This is a genomic window from Alistipes ihumii AP11 (assembly GCF_025144665.1).
GTDB classification, from domain to species: Bacteria; Bacteroidota; Bacteroidia; order Bacteroidales; family Rikenellaceae; genus Alistipes_A; species Alistipes_A ihumii.
Genome location: NZ_CP102294.1, coordinates 2,357,163 through 2,373,923, shown reverse-complemented (window position 1 = coordinate 2,373,923; position 16,761 = coordinate 2,357,163). Strand labels below are relative to the sequence as shown.

Genomic DNA, 16,761 nt, shown 5'->3' with positions numbered 1-16,761 from the left:
AGACCCGCAACGCTTCCGGGACGGAGTTCCGGAAACGGCCGTGCCGCCGCGAAGGTACAAGTTTAGTAAAAATCGGACAAATAATAAAGCCGAAATGGACATAACGATCTTGGGAATCGAATCCTCTTGCGACGATACGTCGGCCGCCGTGATCCGGGGCGGACGGCTGCTGTCGAACGTCATTGCCAGTCAGGAAGTTCACCGGCAGTACGGAGGCGTAATCCCCGAGTTGGCCTCGCGCGCGCACCAACAGAATATCATTCCGGTCGTCGATCGGGCGATCCGCGAAGCGGGCATCGGCATGTCCGACCTGGACGGCATCGCCTTCACGCGCGGTCCCGGTCTGCTCGGCTCGCTGCTCGTAGGCGTCTCGTTCGCCAAAGGGCTGGCCCTGTCGCTCGACGTGCCGATGATGGAGATCAACCACCTGCAAGGACATATCTGCTCGCACTTCATCGACCTGCCCGACCGCGACCTGCCGCATCCCCGGTTCCCGTTCCTGTGCCTGCTCGTGTCGGGCGGCCACTCCCAGATCGTGCTCGTCAAGGACTACCTCGACATGGAGATCGTCGGCACGACGATCGACGACGCGGCCGGCGAAGCGTTCGACAAGTGCGCCAAGCTCATGGGCCTTCCCTACCCCGGCGGCCCGGTGATCGACCGACTGGCCAAGGAAGGCGACCCGAAGCGGTTCAAGTTCGCCAAACCGTCGGTCGACGGATTCAACTACAGCTTCAGCGGGCTGAAAACGTCGTTCCTCTACTTCCTGCGCGACCGGATGCACGAAGACCCGCGTTTCATCGACGACAACAAAGCAAACCTGTGCGCTTCGCTGCAAGCGACGATCATCGACATTCTGCTCGCCAAGCTCACGAAGGCGGCCAAGCAGTACGATATCCGCGACATAGCGATCGCCGGAGGCGTTTCGGCCAACTCGGGACTGCGCGAAGCGATCGCGGAAGAGGGCCGCAAGCGGGGCTGGCGGACGTTCCTGCCCGAGTTCCGGTTCACGACCGACAATGCGGCAATGATCGCCGTAACCGGCTATTTCAAGTATCAGCGAGGCGAATTCGCTCCGATGGACATCTCGCCCGTCGCCCGCATCAGCCGGATGTAACGTCCTTCGCTTTCCCCATGACCGGTCCCGAACCGAAACCGGAATTCATCCTTCCGCCGAACGAGAGCCGGACGCGGGCGGTGTTTTCGTTTATCGATATCGTGCGCCGCGTATAGCGTGAACGCAGAAAACCTTCCCGCAAAATCAGGACGGACCCTCGACCATACGGTCCAATTCCTGCGACAGAATACGGCATCGGGCATAAGCCGCAGCGATTCCGCACAGGAAATTCTCCCGAATCTTGGCAATGAAGCCTCCCCGCTCAGTCCAAGCCCTTCGACAGAATACGGCATCGGACATAAGCCGCAGCGATTCCGCGCAGGAAATTCTTCCGAATCTTGGCAATGAAGCCTCCCCGCTCAGTCCAAGCCCTTCGACAGAATACGGCATCGGACATAAGCCGCAGCGATTCCGCGCAGGAAATTCTCCCGAATCTTGGCAATGAAGCCTCCCCGCTCAGTCCAAGCCCTTCGACAGAATACGGCATCGGACATAAGCCGCAGCGATTCCGCACAGGAAATTCTCCCGAATCTTGGCAACGGAACGAGACCGGTTTTCGGCTCCCGATTCAAGCTTCTGAAAAGGGTACGGTATCCGCAACACAAGCCGCGGTCGGCCTCGCGCAGGAAATCCGCCGATCTCTTGCCGGCCCCTTGCGAATGAAGGCGGGACAGTCTTTCCGGCGAAACAGGAAAAAATTCCGCCGGCTTTCTGACAAAAGCCGGCGGAATAACCGTAACGGAAAGATATCTCTCCGAGCGTGCGTCTACTTGCGTTTCACCTCGACCTGCTCGTAGCCCTCGATAATGTCGCCCACGCGGACATCGTTGTAGTTCTCGATGTTCAGACCGCATTCCAGACCGGTCGTCACCTCCTTCACGTCGTCCTTGAAACGCTTGAGCGACCCGAGCTTGCCCGTATAGACGACGATGCCGTCGCGGATCACGCGGATATTCGTATTGCGCGTGATCTTGCCTTCGCGGACCAGACAGCCGGCCACCGTGCCGACCTTCGTGATCTTGAACGTCTCCATGACCTCGACCGAGCAGACGATCTCCTCTTTCATCACCGGCGCGAGCATGCCCTCGATAGCGTCCTTGATGTCGTTGATCGCATCGTAAATGATCGAATAGAGGCGAATCTCGATCTCCTCCTTCTCGGCCAGCTTGCGGGCGGCTGCCGACGGACGGACCTGGAATCCGACGATCACCGCATTGCTGGCAGCGGCCAGCAACACGTCCGATTCGGAGATCGGGCCGACCGCTTTGTGAATCACGTTGACCTGAACCTCGTCCTTCGACAGTTTGATCAACGAGTCGGCCATCGCCTCGATCGAGCCGTCTACGTCGCCCTTGATAATGATATTCAGCTCCTTGAAGTTGCCGATCGCGATACGCCGGCCGATTTCATCAAGCGTAATATGCTTCTGCGTACGCAATCCTTGCATGCGCTGCAGCTGCTCGCGCTTGCTCGCAATGTCGCGGGCCGAACGCTCGTCGTCCATGACATTGAACGTATCGCCGGCCTGCGGCGCGCCGTTCAGCCCCAGCACCAGCACGGGCGTCGAAGGCGGAGCCTCCGTCACGCGCGTACCCCGCTCGTTGAACATCGCTTTGACCTTGCCCGTGTAGACGCCCGAAAGCATCACGTCGCCGACGCGCAGCGTTCCGTTCTGCACGAGCACCGTAGCCACGTAGCCGCGCCCCTTGTCGAGCGTCGACTCGATGACGACGCCCTGCGCCTTGCGGTTCGGGTTGGCCTTCAGGTCGAGGAATTCGGCCTCGAGCAGCACCTTGTCGAGCAGCTTGTCGAGATTGATACCCTTCTTGGCCGAAATCTCCTGCGACTGGTACTTGCCGCCCCAGTCCTCGACCAGATAGTTCATTGCGGAAAGCTCCTCCTTGATTTTTTCGGGATTGGCCCCCGGCTTGTCGATCTTGTTGATCGCGAATACCATCGGCACGCCGGCGGCGGTGGCATGGTTGATCGCCTCGACGGTCTGCGGCATCACATTGTCATCGGCCGCAACGATGATGATCGCCACGTCGGTCACTTTCGCTCCGCGAGCACGCATGGCCGTGAAAGCCTCGTGGCCCGGCGTATCGAGGAACGTGATACGCCGCCCGTCGTCGAGCTTCACGCTGTAAGCGCCGATATGCTGCGTGATTCCGCCGGCCTCCCCGGCGATCACGTTGGCGTTGCGTATATTGTCGAGCAGCGAGGTCTTGCCGTGGTCGACGTGTCCCATCACGGCCACCACCGGAGGACGCGGCACGAGGTCCTCCTCGCTGTCCTCCTCGGTGTCGATCGCCTCCTGTATCTCGACGGCCACGAACTCGACCTTGAACCCGAACTCCTCGGCCACGACGACCAAAGCCTCGGCGTCGAGCCGCTGGTTGATCGACACCATCAGTCCGAGATTCATGCAGGCCGTTATGACGTCGGTCACCGACACGTCCATCATCGTCGCCAGCTCGCTGACCGTAACGAATTCGGTCACTTTCAACACGTTCTTCTCCTGTTCCTGACGCTCCATCTCCTCGCTCAGGCGGGCCGACACGGCCTCGCGCTTGTCGCGGCGATGCTTGGCCGTCTTGAACTTCGAGCCTTTCGACGTCAGCCGGGCCAACGTGTCCTTGATCTGCTTCTGTACCTCTTCGTCGCTGATCTCCGTCTTGACGACCGGTTTCACGGACTTGCCCTTTTTCCTGTCGCGCAGCCCGGATTTCGGACCGTGCTGGGAGCCGCCCTGCGACGAATACGGGCCGCCTCCCTGAGACTTCGGACGACCGTCGGGCCGGGCCGTAGCCGTCTGATTCTGCTTCTGAGTTATATCGACCTTATCCTTAGTAATGCGCTTGCGCTTCTCGCGCCGGCGATGGCCGTCCTCCCCTTTCTTTTTCTCGAAAGACTGCACGTCGATCTTGCCGAGCACCTTGGGACCCGACAGGCGGGCTCCCTCTTCCGGCCGGAACAAGTTGCTCTGATCGGCTGCGACCCGCTCGTCATAAGTCTGGCTCTGCACCACGACCGGAGCCGTCACCATCTTCTCGGGCCGAGGCGACGGAGCCGGCTGCTCGGCAACGACGACCGGCTGCCGGACCGGCTGCGACGGCTCGACCGGCTTGACATCGGCCGCCGGGGCGGAAGACGCTGATATTTCAGGAGCGGCAGCAGGCTTTTTCGGAGACTCAGGTTTTTTCTCCGACGACGACGAACGCCCCGAGCGGCCGCCCGACAGATCGATCTTGCCCAAAATCTTCGGCGTGCTCATCGCCGCCACTTCGTCCTTGACGCTGATAACACCGCTTTTGACAAATACCTCGCTCTTGAAGCCCGACTCCTCTTCGGACGCCCCGTCCGATCCCTTACGAGTACCCAGCGAAACCGCCTCGTGCTTCAGGGCGATCTTCTCGCGGATATTCACTTTCTCGATGTTCTTGTTTCCTCCGAACTCCTTGTCCAGAATGGCATAGACCGCCGGCTCGATGATCGAGCTGGGCGAGTTTTCCACTTTGACACCCTTCTTCTCCAGAAACTCGATGATCGTCGTCTGTCCTACTTTCAACTCTCTTGCAACCTGATGGAGTCTCAGTCTTCTTGCATTTGGCATATTTCCTTGTTTTTCTTCGGTATTACCTTTGTATTCATCGCGCGCCTCTCGGCCTCGGCCGTGCGCCGGACGGATCGCTCGCGGGACAGAGCGGCACGGCATGCGCTCCGTCCGGCGACGTGTTCGTTATTCGAACTCCGACTTGAGGATATTCACGACCTCCTGCACCGTCTCGACCTCCAGATCGGTCCGCTTAGCCAAATCCTCTACCGAAAGCTCCAGCACGCTCTTGGCCGTATCGCAGCCGATTCCCTTGAGCTGATCGATGATCCACTCGTCGATCTCGTCCTTGAACTCGTCCAGCGCCACGTCCTCTTCCTCCAGCTCGCGGTACACGTCGATGTCGTAGCCGGTCAGCATGCTGGCCAGACGGATATTCAGGCCGCCCTTCCCGATCGCCAGCGACACCTCGTTCGGCTTCAGATAGACGGCTGCCGTCTTGGTCTCCTCGTTGAGATTGATCGAGGAGATCTTCGCCGGATTCAGCGCCCGCTGGATCAGCAGCTGGCTGTTGGACGTCCAGTTCACGACGTCGATATTCTCGTTGCGCAGCTCCTTGACGATCGAGTAGATGCGCGAACCTTTCATGCCCACGCAGGCGCCGACCGGATCGACCCGGTCGTCGTACGACTCGACGGCCACCTTGGCCCGTTCGCCGGGTATGCGGACGATCTTCTTGATCGTAATCAGGCCGTCGTAGATTTCGGGAACCTCCATCTCGAACAGCCGTTCGAGGAACTCGGGAGCCGTACGCGACAGCACGATGTAGGGCGAATTGTTCTTCATCTCGACGCGGGCGACGATCGCCTTCACGCTTTCGCCCTTGCGGAAAAAGTCGCTCGGAATCTGCTCGGACTTGGGCAGCACCAACTCGTTGTCGTCGTCGTCCAATACCAGTATCTCCTTCTTCCACACCTGATAGACCTCGCCGGTGATGATTTCGCCGACCTTCTCGGTATACTTGTTGAACAGGTTGGCCTTCTCGAGGTCCATGATCCGGGAGGCCAGGTTCTGTCGGAGCGACAGCACGGCGCGACGGCCGAAGTCCGCGAGCTTGATCTCCTCGGCCACCTCCTCGCCCACTTCGTACGTGGAGTCGATCTTGCGGGCATCCGTAAGCGAGATCTGCTGGTTCGGGTTCTCGACCGTCCCGTCCTCGACGATCGTGCGGTTGCGCCATATTTCGAGATCCCCTTTCTCGGGATTGATGATCACGTCGAAGTTCTCGTCTGTTTCGTAGGTCTTGATCAGCAAATGACGAAAAACGTCCTCGAGAACGCCGATCATCGTGCTCTTGTCGATGTTTTTAAGCTCTTTGAATTCCGCGAAAGTGCTTACGAGATTGAGATTATCCATGTGTCAATGTGAGATTTTCCGGCTCGCGTCCGGCCCGCTGCCGAACCGACGCGACCGCTATCCGTAATATTTTAAGTTCAATATCTCTTCGTCCTACAGGCGCGCTACCTGAAATTCAGGTGCTCCGCCGTCCTCTTGATCGCATCGAGCGGAATCGTCTCCTCGCGGATCACGCTCTGGCGGCGCTTCTTTCCCTCGACGGCTACCTTTTCGGCATAAGCCAGCGTCAAAGCCCCGCCGTCGAACGCCTTCGCCTCGGCCGTCAACTTGCGACCGTCACGCAAAACGACATCGACTTCGCGCCCCACCATCTTGCGGTACTGGCGCTCGCAAACGAGCGGCTGCCCGATTCCCGCCGAAACGACCGTCAGGGCGAAATCCTCCGCGTCGCGGTCGAACGCCCCGGTCACGGCGCGGCTCAGGGCGATGCAGTCGTCGATTCCGACGGTCGTATCGCTGTCGATCGTCACCTCGATCTCGTCGGAAGGCAATTGCCGGATTCCGACGACGAACCGGTCGGTTCCCGACAGCGCCTGCTCTGCGATCTCGCGTATGCGTTCCGTATCCATACCGTTTTCGTCCGTTCGGGGCCCGACGACTTTTCCGCAGGCCCGCTCATTCAACAAAAGGGGGGGACTGCCCGTCCCCCTCCCTTGATATTGATGCCTCGATGCAAATATACGTTATTTTTTCGGCCTCTGCAATATTTTCGCGTCATTTTTCGCTGAAACAGCCAGCATTTCGTTTTCCCGGCCCCGTCATACGTATCCGAAATACGGCTCAACGGAAACGACGCTTCGCCGAAAAACGCCTACTCGACTTCGTCGTTCTGCTTTTTCGGATTGAACGGCTTCAGGATGCCGCGCTTCGAAGAGCGGATGAAGTCGAGCACCAGATCGCGCTCGGGCGTGCGGGGCATCTGCGTCTCGACCACCTCGCAGGCGCGCGAGTAAGCGTAGCCCGACTGGAACAGGATACGGAACATCTCCTGAATCTCGTTGATCTTGTCGGCCGTGAATCCCCGGCGGCGGAGACCGATGAAGTTCGCTCCGACGAACGACAACGGATTGTGGGCCGCCTTCACGAACGGCGGCACGTCCTTGCTCACGAGCGACCCGCCGCTCAGCATCACATGCTCGCCGATACGGCAGAACTGATGCACGGCGCAGTGGCCTCCCAGAATCGCCCAGTCGCCCACTTCCACCTCGCCGGCCAGCGAAACGCGGTTGACCAGTACGCAGTTGTCCCCGACCGTACAGTCATGTCCTACATGCACATAAGCCATAATCAGCGTATTGCTTCCGACCTTGGTCACACCCTTGGCCGCCGTGCCCCGACTGATCGTTGCACACTCGCGAATCGTCGTATTGTCGCCGACCACGGCCGTCGAATACTCGCCCTTGAACTTCAGGTCCTGAGGCAGACCGGCCACGACAGCCGCCGTATGCACCTTGCAGTTCTTTCCCAGACGCGCGCCGTCCAGAATCACGGCACCCGGGCCGATCCAGCAGCCGTCGCCTATCTCGACGTCGGCAGCGATGTATGCAAAAGGTTCGACGGTCACGTCTTTTCCCAACTTTGCACCTTCACAAATATGAGCTGATTTGCTTATCATACCGGTTTGGATTAAATGATTACTCTGTCTGAAATATGCCGTTTCCGACTAACCGACCCTGTTCTTGGCGATCTGCGCCATCAGCAGGGCCTCGGTAACGAAGCGGTTGCCGACGAATGCCTTGGCCTCCATCAGCACGATGCCGCGCCGAATCGGCTCGGCGAGCGTCAGCTCGAACTGGAGCGTATCGCCCGGCACCACCTTGTCGCGGAACTTCACGCCGTCGATCTTCAGGAAATAGGTCGAATAGTTCTCCGGGTCGGGCACGGAACTGAGCGCCAGAATGCCGCCGCACTGAGCCATCGCCTCGACGATCAGCACGCCCGGCATCACCGGCTCGTCGGGGAAATGGCCGACGAAAAACGGTTCGTTCATCGTTACGTTCTTGAACCCCACCACATGCTCGCTGTCCAGATGCATCACCTTGTCCACCAGCAGGAACGGGGGACGGTGAGGCAACAGGCGCTTGATTTGGTTGATGTCGTACAGAGGCTTGGCTGCCGGATCGATCCGGAACATCGGGCGCGTTCCGCCTCGTTTGATCTCCTTGCGGATCATCTTCGCGAACTCGGTATTGGCCGCATGGCCCGGCTTGTAGGCCACGATGCGTCCCCGGATGCGCTGCCCGATCAACGCCAGATCGCCGATCATATCGAGCAGCTTATGCCGCGAAGGTTCGTTCGGAAAACGCAGCCGCAGATTGTTCAGATAACCCTCGTTGACCTGCACGTCGCGCTTGTCGAATATTTTCGACAGACGGTCGAGCTCCTCGTCCGAAATACGGTTCTCGACGATAACGATCGCGTTGTCCAAATCGCCGCCCTTGATCAGATTGTTGTTGATCAGAGGCTCCAGTTCGTGCAGAAAAACGAACGTGCGGCACGGTGCGATCTGCTCGGCGAAATCCTCCATGCGGTCGAGCCGCGCGTACTGATTCCCGATGATCTTGGAATTGAAATCGACGTTCACGTTGACCGAAAACTCGTCGTCGGGATAGGCGACGATCTCCACGCCGCGCTCGGGAATGGAATAAACGGTCTTCTCGGTGATATGGAAATAGACGCGGTCGGCCGGCTGCTCGACGGTTCCCGCCGAAGCGATAGCCTCGACGAAAGGAAGAGCCGAGCCGTCGAGAATCGGGGTTTCGGGCGCATCGATGTCGATCTGCGCGTTATCGACGCCGGAACCCCACAGGGCCGCCATCACATGCTCGATCGTCCCTATCCGGACGCCTTTCTTTTCTATCGTGGTTCCGCGCGAGGTATCGACTACGTTCTCCGCCAGCGCGTCGACGAAGGGCTGCCCTTCCAGATCGATTCGACGGAAACGTATTCCGCAGCCGGAGTCGGCCGGGTTAATAGTCATCGTAACATCGAGCCCCGTATGCAGTCCCTTTCCTCGGAAAACAACCGGAGCCTTTAATGTTCTCTGTTTGTGCGACATGCTATATCGAAAAATTATTTTAAATGCAAAGGTATGAATTTTTTGAAAGAAATCGTACTTTTGTTCGACTTTTATAGCAAACGATGGACCGAGAGACAAAACCGTCACAAACGCCTCGTCCGCAGCCTCCCCGACAGCCCCGGGCACGCATTCCGCTGCCTTTCGAGAAACGCCCGTTCGACGCGGGCTCATGGGCTTACGAGCACCGGGTCGGGCTGTGCTGCATGGTCATTGCCTACCTGGCGTTCGGTATCGTGTTCGTTTCGGCCAAAATCGTTCTCCAGCAGCGCGTCACCTACAATACGATCTACATGGACCTGACCGATCTGCAGGCGGCTCTTCCCGAAGAGCAGGAGCCCGAGCAGCGGGACGAGCGCAGCGACTATCGCGACGTAAGGAATCTGGTCTCGGACGAGAACGGCCGCAACGAGTCGGTCGGAGAGCGGAGCGCGTCGTCGGGAAACCTTTCCGAAGCGACCGAAGAGTTCATGGAGAGCCTCGACGAGGAAGCCGCCGCCGTCCGGGGCAGAATGCAGGCCTCGCGCGAGGCGTTCGAGCGGGGCCGCCGCGAGGAGCGCGAAATGATCGCCCGGCACAAGGCCCAGCGGGAAGCCAAGGACGGAGAAAAGCCGAGCGGCGTGAAGCAGAAGGGACGCGTGCTGGTCTCCTACTCGCTGCCCGGACGGACGGACGTCTACCTGCACACGCCGGCCTACCAGTGCGAGGGAGGAGGCGAGGTCACCGTAGCGATCACCGTCAACCGCAACGGCAAGGTAACGGCAGCCTCGCTGAAGGAGACCACGACGTCGAGCAATTGCATCAACGAGACGGCCGTCACGGCCGCGCGCAATTCCCGGTTCAATGTCGACGGCTCGGCCGCCGACCGTCAGAGCGGGACCATCACCTATATCTTCGTACCGCAATAGGCTTTTGGCAGTTTGGCATATTTCGCTACCTTTGCCCGCGACTAAAAGGATTAGGAAATATGTCTTACAATTTGCTGAAAGGGAAGAAGGGGCTGATTTTCGGCGCCCTGAACGAGAATTCCATCGCATGGAAAGTGGCCCGGCGCGCCGTTGAGGAGGGAGCCGAGATCGTGCTGACGAACACGGCCGTATCGATCCGCATGGGCACGATCAACCAACTGGCCGAGCAGTGCGGCACGATCGTCGTACCGGCCGACGCCACGAGCGTGCCCGATCTGGAACGCCTCATCGACCGGACCATGGAGCACTTCGGCGGCAAGTTCGATTTCATCCTCCATTCGATCGGCATGTCCCTCAACGTACGAAAAGGACGCAAATACGACGATCTGGACTACGATTATCTGGCCAAGACGCTCGACATATCCGCCATTTCGTTCCACAAGGTCATTCAGGTGGCCCGCAAGAAAGACGCGCTGAACGACTGGGGGTCGATCGTCGCGCTGACGTATATCGCCGCCCAGCGCACGCTCTACGGATACAACGACATGGCCGACGCCAAGGCGCTGCTCGAGTCGATCGCCCGCAGCTTCGGCTATATCTACGGCCGCGAGAAGCACGTCCGCATCAATACGGTCTCGCAGTCGCCCACCCCGACGACGGCCGGCAGCGGCGTCATGGGAATGGGCGACCTGATGGATTTCGCCGACCGGACCTCGCCGCTGGGCAACGCCACGGCCGACGACTGCGCAGGCTATGTGCTCACGCTGTTCTCCGACCTGACGCGCAAGGTTACGATGCAGAATCTCTATCACGACGGGGGCTTCTCGAGCATGGGCATGAGCCGGCGGGCAATGAAGCTCTACGAGAAAGGGCTCGAAGTGGAATATCAGGATATCAAAAACAAGATATAGATAGCCACTCGGGGCTTGTCGCCGGAGCGGTTCCGCGAGTCCTTCGGGCGCACGCCGTGTACGGAAGCGGACGGGCGCATCCTCGAAGCAGGCGAGAGAACGCGTCTCCGAGCGGGCACATTCGGAAGCGGACAGGTCGTCGGGCCTGTCCGCTCTTATTTCGGCCTGTTCCTGCGCCGGCATGCGCCGCACGACTCCTGCCGAACCGGCCACAGGGGAAACGGCTGTCGAACAAACCGCCCGACAAATAAGCCTCAGCGGCTATTACGGAACATGGAATTAAGAGACAGGGGAAAATCGGTTTCTCAGGCTCGAAAGGCAACCTGCTCCGGCATGCGCATCGTTTTACGGCACTCGGCCGGCATACGGTCCGCCAGAATATTCCGCGATCCTCGGGCTCAATCCTCCGAGTCGGCGACCGTAACCCGTATCTTATCGATCCGGCGACCGTCCATCGCGTCGACACGGAGAGTCAGCCGGCGATACGCGAGCGTCTCGCCCCGGCGCAGAAAATCCTTCCTGATCTCGAGCATCAGTCCGGCCAGCGTCTCGGCTTCGCCTTTCGCCTCGTCCAAATAGTCTTCATCGAACGAAAGCACCTTCAGGAAATCGTTCAGATGCGTCTTGCCGTCGAACAGATAGGTATTCTCGGACAACTTCGTGTAAAACGACTGCTCGATGTCGGACTCGTCCGAAATCTCGCCGACGATTTCTTCCAGAATATCCTCCAGCGAGACCAGACCGAGCGTCGACCCGTACTCGTCGACGACGATCGCCATATGAATCTTGTTGTTCTGGAACTCTTCGAGCAGATCGTTGATCTTCTTATGCTCAGGCACGAAATAGGCGCGGCGGATCAGGTGCTGCCACTCGAAGTCGTCGCCGTGCGAAATATAGGGCAGCATGTCCTTTACGTAAAGCACGCCTTTCACGTCGTCGATCCCTTCCTCGCAAACCGGAATCCGCGAGAAGCCCGACTCTATGATCACGCGGCGGACTTCGGCGAAATCGTCCTTCAGATCGAGCGCGACGATATCGACGCGAGGCTTCATGATCTCGACGACTTCGGTATGCACGAAACCGACGATGCCGGACAGCATCCGTCTTTCCTCGACGGTCTGGTCGGTGGTCATCTCGATGGCGTTCGACAGCTCGTCGATCGAAATATTGACCCGCTTCTTGGCCACGCTCTCGTTGATGTAGCTTCCCGAACGGATCAGCACATAAGCCAGCGGACGGAAGACCGACTTGAGCAAAAGAAGCGGAATCGAAGTCATCCGGGCAACGCGCAAGGGGTTGTACGACGCGAATATTTTGGGCATGATCTCGCCGAAAAGCAGCAGCAGAAACGTCACGACGACCGTCTTGACGACGAACTCTAGCCCGGCCGCTCCGCCGAAATCCGTCAGCGAATCGATCAGTCCGTTGGACAGGATCACGATGCAGATATTGACCAGATTATTAACGATCAGAATAGTGGCCAGCAAATATTCCTGCACCGACAGCAACTTCAGGATCGCCCGGCCGCTGCGGCTGCGACCCGTCTTGAGCTGAGCGATGTTACGCGGAGTCAGCGAGAAAAAGGCCGTCTCGGAACCCGATACCAGCGCGGAGCAGCCGAGCAGCACCGCGATGACGATCGACACGGCAACGTCGTGGCCCGTAAACGGGCGAAACATCACGGTTTGTATGATACACTCCATCAAGGCTTCGGTATGAAATATGATCGGAACGCCGCCGGGTACGCCCGGTCTCCGGCCGTACCCGCCCCCGACTCATCCGTTCGGTCGCGGTTCGCGGCTCGGACGACGAAACGCCGCGCTAATCGAACAGCGAGCTGTTCTGGGTCTTGTCGCTCGGCGCGCTATCGTCCTTGAGAGCCACGCGCGAGCTGCGTCCTCCCTCCGCCGAATTGTCTTTGACGAACTTCACGTTACGACGCACGAAAGCCGGACGGTTCTCCAGCTCGTCGATATCGATATCGGACTCCTTGTCGCGCTTCGAAGCGATCGTCTGCTGAGCGACCGGAGCGGCGAAAGGATTTTGCGCCTGAGGCGCGGCCGGTCTCGGAGCGGGCCGTTCGAACGGGCGGGGCGCTTCCGGAGCCGACGGCTGCGCCGCCGGAGCGACCGGCTTGCGGATCCGAGTCTTGAACGGACCTTCCGGCTCGCGGGCCTCCGGTTCGACGGACGGTTCCTCTTGCTCCGCCTGCATCCCGGGCTCCTCGGTCGGCACGCTTTTGCGCAGCGAGTCCTTATAGCCCTGCAGGGGCGAATACGACACCATATTCATTTGGTTGTAGTCGAAACCGGTCGCAATGATAGTCACCTCGATGTCGGAGCCCAGCGAGTCGTCCTTGCCGGCGCCCCAGATGATGTCGGCGTTGTTTCCGGCGCGCTCCTGAATGTACTCGGTAATCATGTACGTCTCCTCGAGCGTGATCTCCTCCTCGCCCGAAGTAATGTTGATCAGTATGTTCTTCGCTCCGGCAATGTCGTTATGGTTCAGCAGAGGCGACTCGAGCGCCATGTTGGCCACCGCCATCGCCCGGTCCTCGCCCGACGCGCGTCCCGAACCCATCAGCGCGACGCCGCTGTTGGTCATCACGGTCTGCACGTCGGCGAAGTCCACGTTGACGGTGTTTTCGCGCGTGATGACTTCGGCGATGCCCTTGGCCGCCGTGGCCAGAATGTCGTCGGCCTTGTGGAACGCCTCGGTCAGCGTCAGTTTGCCGAAAATCTCCTGTATGTTCTCATTGTTGATCAGCAGCAACGAGTCGACGCACTCCCGCAGCTCGTCGATACCCTGATAAGCCTGCTTCATCCGCTTCGGCCCCTCGGTCTTGAACGGAATCGTCACGATCGCGACAGTCAGAATCCCCAGTTCGCGGGCCGCTTTCGCAATGACCGGAGCAGCTCCCGTACCCGTGCCGCCGCCCATTCCGGCCGTGATGAAGACCATTTTCGTCCCCTCGCGCTTGTAAATCTCGACGATCTCGTCCAGACTCTCCAGCGCCGCCTGCCGTCCTTTCTCGGGATTGTTGCCCGCTCCGAGCCCGTTCTGGCCCAAGCGCACTTTGACCGGCACCGGACTGTTGCGCAACGCCTGAGGGTCCGTATTGCACACCATGAACGACACGTCGGCAATCTCCATTTCGAACATGTGATTGACGGCATTGCTTCCGCCGCCGCCGACGCCCGTCACCATAATAATGGACGGGGAAAGTTTCGGAATCTCAAAATCGATGATCTTATCTACCTCGGGCATATCGTTTCCGCTTCGTTTTGTTCTGTTTCCGTCAATATATTGTGCCGCACGCTTCGGAGCAGGCCTCCGCAACGTGCGTACTAAATCTCGTTATCGTCGATCTCCTCGTCGAACATGTTGATCATTTTCTCCTTGATCTTGGAGAAAAATCCGGGTCCCCGGCTTCCTTTCTGCTTCTTGGCCTTCTTCGGCTCGAACTCCTCTTCCTCCTCTGCGACGGACTCGCCGGGAACGGACTGTCCGTAGCGGGACGCTCCCGCGTCGTTCCGATACAGATCGTTGATCTTCTGCCGGCTGACGCCGGCCTTGGGCTCGGTCGCATCGTAAGAACCGGAAACGGGACGGGGCGAAGAAGCTTTCGGGCGGGCCGAACGCGCCGGACGGTCTTCGGCGAAAGCCTTGGCCAGAATTCCGACGGCCGTAGACATATCGGGGCCCGTCACCTCGTCGGGGCTATCGGCCGCGAGCACCGCCTCGGGGCCCGCCACGCGGACGTCCATGCCCGTATAGCTTTTGAACAGCGCGTCCAGATCGCGCAACTGCGCGCCCCCGCCCGTCAGTACGACGCCTGCGGAGAGTTTGTTCTGGTATCCCGACTTTTTGATCTCCTCGACCGCGAAATCGATGATATCCTGCATGCGGGCTTCGATGATCGCGGCCAGATTCTGGCACGAAATCTCCTTGGGCGCCTTCGCGCTCAGGCCGGGCGTGGTGATGAACTTGTCGGGCTGGGCCTTCTCGCGCATCGCCCCGCCGTAACGGGTCTTGAGGCTCTCGACGTGCTTCTCGAGTATTCCGTAGGAGCGGATATCCTTATTGACCACGTTACCGCCCATCGGAACGATCCCGACATGGCGGATGATATTCTTCTCGTAGACGGTCACGTCGGTCGTGCCGCCCCCGATGTCGATCACGGCGACGCCCTCCTGCTTTTCGTCCTCGGAAAGCACCGCCTCGGCCGAAGCCACGGCATTCAGGAACAGGCCCAGCGGAGCGACTCCGCCGCGCTTGAGCGCCATCTCGACCCGGCTGATCGCCGTCGAGTCGCCCAGCAGAATGTTGAACGTCGAGGCGAGTTTGGTGCCGAACGTGCCCACCGGGCTCGAGGTTTCCTCCTCGTCGTCAACGACATAGCTCTGCGGAATGATCTGCAGTATCTTTTCCCCCTCGGGAGCCGGCACGTTGCGCATGCTGTCGTGCAGATGCTGCACGTCCTCCTGACGGATCTCGCCGCCCCGGCTGAACACATGGTACGGATGTTTCACGCAACGGATATGCTGGCCCGAAACGCCGGCGTAAGCCTCCGTGATCCGGATCTGCTGCCGTTGCTCGATGGCCGCTACGGTTGCCTTGATGCTCTGCGAGACAAGCTCGATGTTCTTGATCTCGCCGCGGACCATGCCCATCCCCTGCACGGGGGAAACCTCCCGGTCCACGATCCGGATCCGGCCGTCCTCATCTTTCGTACCGACGACCGTGACCACCGTGTTGGTTCCCAAATCGATCGCAACGACGTAATCTCCGTTTTCCACTCTGTTTTCCATATTATTTGACGCAGACAATCTGATCCTTGTATTTCAAATTCACGTACCGGTAACGGTCCCATCCCTCGTAAAGCACCGCCTTGCGGTAAAAGCTCATCAGCTTGTCGAGCTTCTGCTCATACGCGTCGATCCCTCCGAGCGCGATCACCTGATCGCCCGCCCGGGGCACGATCTCCACCTGAGGCTCGCCTTCGGTCTGAGGATCAGCGCCGTTCACGCGTATTTGCACGATGAACGCGTTCCAGAAGTCATCATAACCGACGAATTTTACAAAATTAATCAGTTTAGCCAAAAACAAATAATTTTTCTCTACTTTTTTTTCGCCGCCTCCGGCCAGCGAGTCGAGCGGTCCGACATAGTCGCGGGGGAACGGCAGCTCGAAACGGCCCGTCACGATCGGGACATAACAGGAGAACTGTCTCTGCTGCGGCAGGACATAACCGTCGTCGGTCACATAGAAGTTATACCCGTCGTCGGTATTGAATCGCATAACGGGCTTCCGCTGGGCGATCTCGATCGTCAGGACGCCGTCGATCGACGCATAGACGCGGGCCGAGCGGACATATCCCCTCCGCCGGACGAAACGCTCCAGCTCGAGCGTATTGATCGACGAGAGCTCGCGTCCGACCAGCGGAATCTTTTCCGAGGCGAACCACCCCCGTACCATGGCCGGCGTGATGAACCCGCGCTCGGCGCTGTCGAGCACCACGACACGCACCTCGCGGCACGGTCTCTGCTGCTTCCGCTCGCGCGTGTAGCGCGACGACAGCAGCAGATAGACGAGGATGGCTGTCCACGAAAGCACGTTCAGGGTTATGACGAGCGGCCTTTTCAAAACACGACGCTATTTTTCGTTCCGGTCTTCTCCGGCAAGAAGACCCGATTCGTTCCGTTCAAAATTAAGCACAATCGCGGTATCCGCGAAATTCGGGCCGGAAAATCTCCGGTCTGCCGGCCGGGAACCGCAGG

The 16,761-nt window shown here is 59.4% G+C and carries 12 protein-coding genes; 3 read left to right on the top strand and 9 right to left on the bottom strand.

Annotated features, from left to right (window positions below):
- Nucleotides 1–94: 94 nt before the first annotated feature.
- Nucleotides 95–1,117 (top strand): tRNA (adenosine(37)-N6)-threonylcarbamoyltransferase complex transferase subunit TsaD, encoded by a 1,023-nt coding sequence (gene tsaD, locus NQ491_RS09560; protein WP_019245791.1) that lies wholly within the window; start codon nt 95–97, stop codon nt 1,115–1,117.
- A gap of 766 nt (nt 1,118–1,883) precedes the next feature.
- On the opposite strand, the gene infB is transcribed toward tsaD, so the two are convergent.
- The 5 genes from infB to NQ491_RS09535 form a co-directional block, all read right to left on the bottom strand.
- Nucleotides 1,884–4,730 carry a translation initiation factor IF-2 gene (infB, locus tag NQ491_RS09555; RefSeq protein WP_026089630.1) on the bottom strand — a complete coding sequence of 949 codons (2,847 nt, stop codon included), beginning with the start codon at nt 4,728–4,730 and terminating at the stop codon, nt 1,884–1,886.
- Nucleotides 4,731–4,856: 126 nt separating this feature from the next.
- The gene (nusA, locus tag NQ491_RS09550) at nt 4,857–6,086 is read right to left on the bottom strand and encodes a transcription termination factor NusA (protein ID WP_019245794.1); all 1,230 of its coding nucleotides are present in this window, start codon (nt 6,084–6,086) and stop codon (nt 4,857–4,859) included.
- A gap of 104 nt (nt 6,087–6,190) precedes the next feature.
- The gene (rimP, locus tag NQ491_RS09545) at nt 6,191–6,655 is read right to left on the bottom strand and encodes a ribosome assembly cofactor RimP (RefSeq protein WP_019245795.1); all 465 of its coding nucleotides are present in this window, start codon (nt 6,653–6,655) and stop codon (nt 6,191–6,193) included.
- A 242-nt stretch (nt 6,656–6,897) separates the two neighbouring features.
- Complete coding sequence (gene lpxA, locus NQ491_RS09540) at nt 6,898–7,701, bottom strand: acyl-ACP--UDP-N-acetylglucosamine O-acyltransferase (RefSeq protein ID WP_026089631.1); 804 nt, start codon at nt 7,699–7,701, stop codon at nt 6,898–6,900.
- A gap of 48 nt (nt 7,702–7,749) precedes the next feature.
- Nucleotides 7,750–9,144 (bottom strand): bifunctional UDP-3-O-[3-hydroxymyristoyl] N-acetylglucosamine deacetylase/3-hydroxyacyl-ACP dehydratase, encoded by a 1,395-nt coding sequence (locus NQ491_RS09535; RefSeq protein ID WP_019245797.1) that lies wholly within the window; start codon nt 9,142–9,144, stop codon nt 7,750–7,752.
- Between the two features lie 83 nt (nt 9,145–9,227).
- Between NQ491_RS09535 and NQ491_RS09530 the strand changes: the two genes are divergently transcribed.
- Both NQ491_RS09530 and NQ491_RS09525 read left to right on the top strand, forming a co-directional pair.
- The gene (locus tag NQ491_RS09530; protein ID WP_019245798.1) at nt 9,228–10,070 is read left to right on the top strand and encodes an energy transducer TonB family protein; all 843 of its coding nucleotides are present in this window, start codon (nt 9,228–9,230) and stop codon (nt 10,068–10,070) included.
- Nucleotides 10,071–10,129: 59 nt separating this feature from the next.
- Nucleotides 10,130–10,981 (top strand): enoyl-ACP reductase FabI, encoded by an 852-nt coding sequence (locus tag NQ491_RS09525; RefSeq protein ID WP_019245799.1) that lies wholly within the window; start codon nt 10,130–10,132, stop codon nt 10,979–10,981.
- Nucleotides 10,982–11,379: 398 nt separating this feature from the next.
- Here the strand turns inward: NQ491_RS09525 and gldE are convergent, their stop codons facing one another.
- The 4 genes from gldE to NQ491_RS09505 form a co-directional block, all read right to left on the bottom strand.
- The gene (gene gldE, locus NQ491_RS09520; protein ID WP_019245800.1) at nt 11,380–12,684 is read right to left on the bottom strand and encodes a gliding motility-associated protein GldE; all 1,305 of its coding nucleotides are present in this window, start codon (nt 12,682–12,684) and stop codon (nt 11,380–11,382) included.
- Nucleotides 12,685–12,802: 118 nt separating this feature from the next.
- Complete coding sequence (gene ftsZ, locus NQ491_RS09515; RefSeq protein WP_019245801.1) at nt 12,803–14,248, bottom strand: cell division protein FtsZ; 1,446 nt, start codon at nt 14,246–14,248, stop codon at nt 12,803–12,805.
- 80 nt (nt 14,249–14,328) lie between these two features.
- Entirely contained in the window at nt 14,329–15,792 is a 1,464-nt protein-coding gene (gene ftsA, locus NQ491_RS09510; RefSeq protein WP_019245802.1) for a cell division protein FtsA, read from the bottom strand.
- Between the two features lies 1 nt (nt 15,793).
- Nucleotides 15,794–16,627 (bottom strand): cell division protein FtsQ/DivIB, encoded by an 834-nt coding sequence (locus NQ491_RS09505; protein ID WP_019245803.1) that lies wholly within the window; start codon nt 16,625–16,627, stop codon nt 15,794–15,796.
- Nucleotides 16,628–16,761 lie beyond the last annotated feature (134 nt).

What these genes read in the sequence shown, in the direction of transcription:
- gldE (WP_019245800.1), bottom strand. Translation starts at nt 12,684, where the DNA reads ATGGAGTGTATCATACAAACCGTGATGTTTCGCCCGTTTACGGGCCAC.
- infB (WP_026089630.1), bottom strand. Translation starts at nt 4,730, where the DNA reads ATGCCAAATGCAAGAAGACTGAGACTCCATCAGGTTGCAAGAGAGTTG.
- NQ491_RS09535 (WP_019245797.1), bottom strand. Translation starts at nt 9,144, where the DNA reads ATGTCGCACAAACAGAGAACATTAAAGGCTCCGGTTGTTTTCCGAGGA.
- NQ491_RS09525 (WP_019245799.1), top strand. Translation starts at nt 10,130, where the DNA reads ATGTCTTACAATTTGCTGAAAGGGAAGAAGGGGCTGATTTTCGGCGCC.
- lpxA (WP_026089631.1), bottom strand. Translation starts at nt 7,701, where the DNA reads ATGATAAGCAAATCAGCTCATATTTGTGAAGGTGCAAAGTTGGGAAAA.
- NQ491_RS09530 (WP_019245798.1), top strand. Translation starts at nt 9,228, where the DNA reads ATGGACCGAGAGACAAAACCGTCACAAACGCCTCGTCCGCAGCCTCCC.
- nusA (WP_019245794.1), bottom strand. Translation starts at nt 6,086, where the DNA reads ATGGATAATCTCAATCTCGTAAGCACTTTCGCGGAATTCAAAGAGCTT.
- tsaD (WP_019245791.1), top strand. Translation starts at nt 95, where the DNA reads ATGGACATAACGATCTTGGGAATCGAATCCTCTTGCGACGATACGTCG.
- ftsA (WP_019245802.1), bottom strand. Translation starts at nt 15,792, where the DNA reads ATGGAAAACAGAGTGGAAAACGGAGATTACGTCGTTGCGATCGATTTG.
- ftsZ (WP_019245801.1), bottom strand. Translation starts at nt 14,248, where the DNA reads ATGCCCGAGGTAGATAAGATCATCGATTTTGAGATTCCGAAACTTTCC.
- rimP (WP_019245795.1), bottom strand. Translation starts at nt 6,655, where the DNA reads ATGGATACGGAACGCATACGCGAGATCGCAGAGCAGGCGCTGTCGGGA.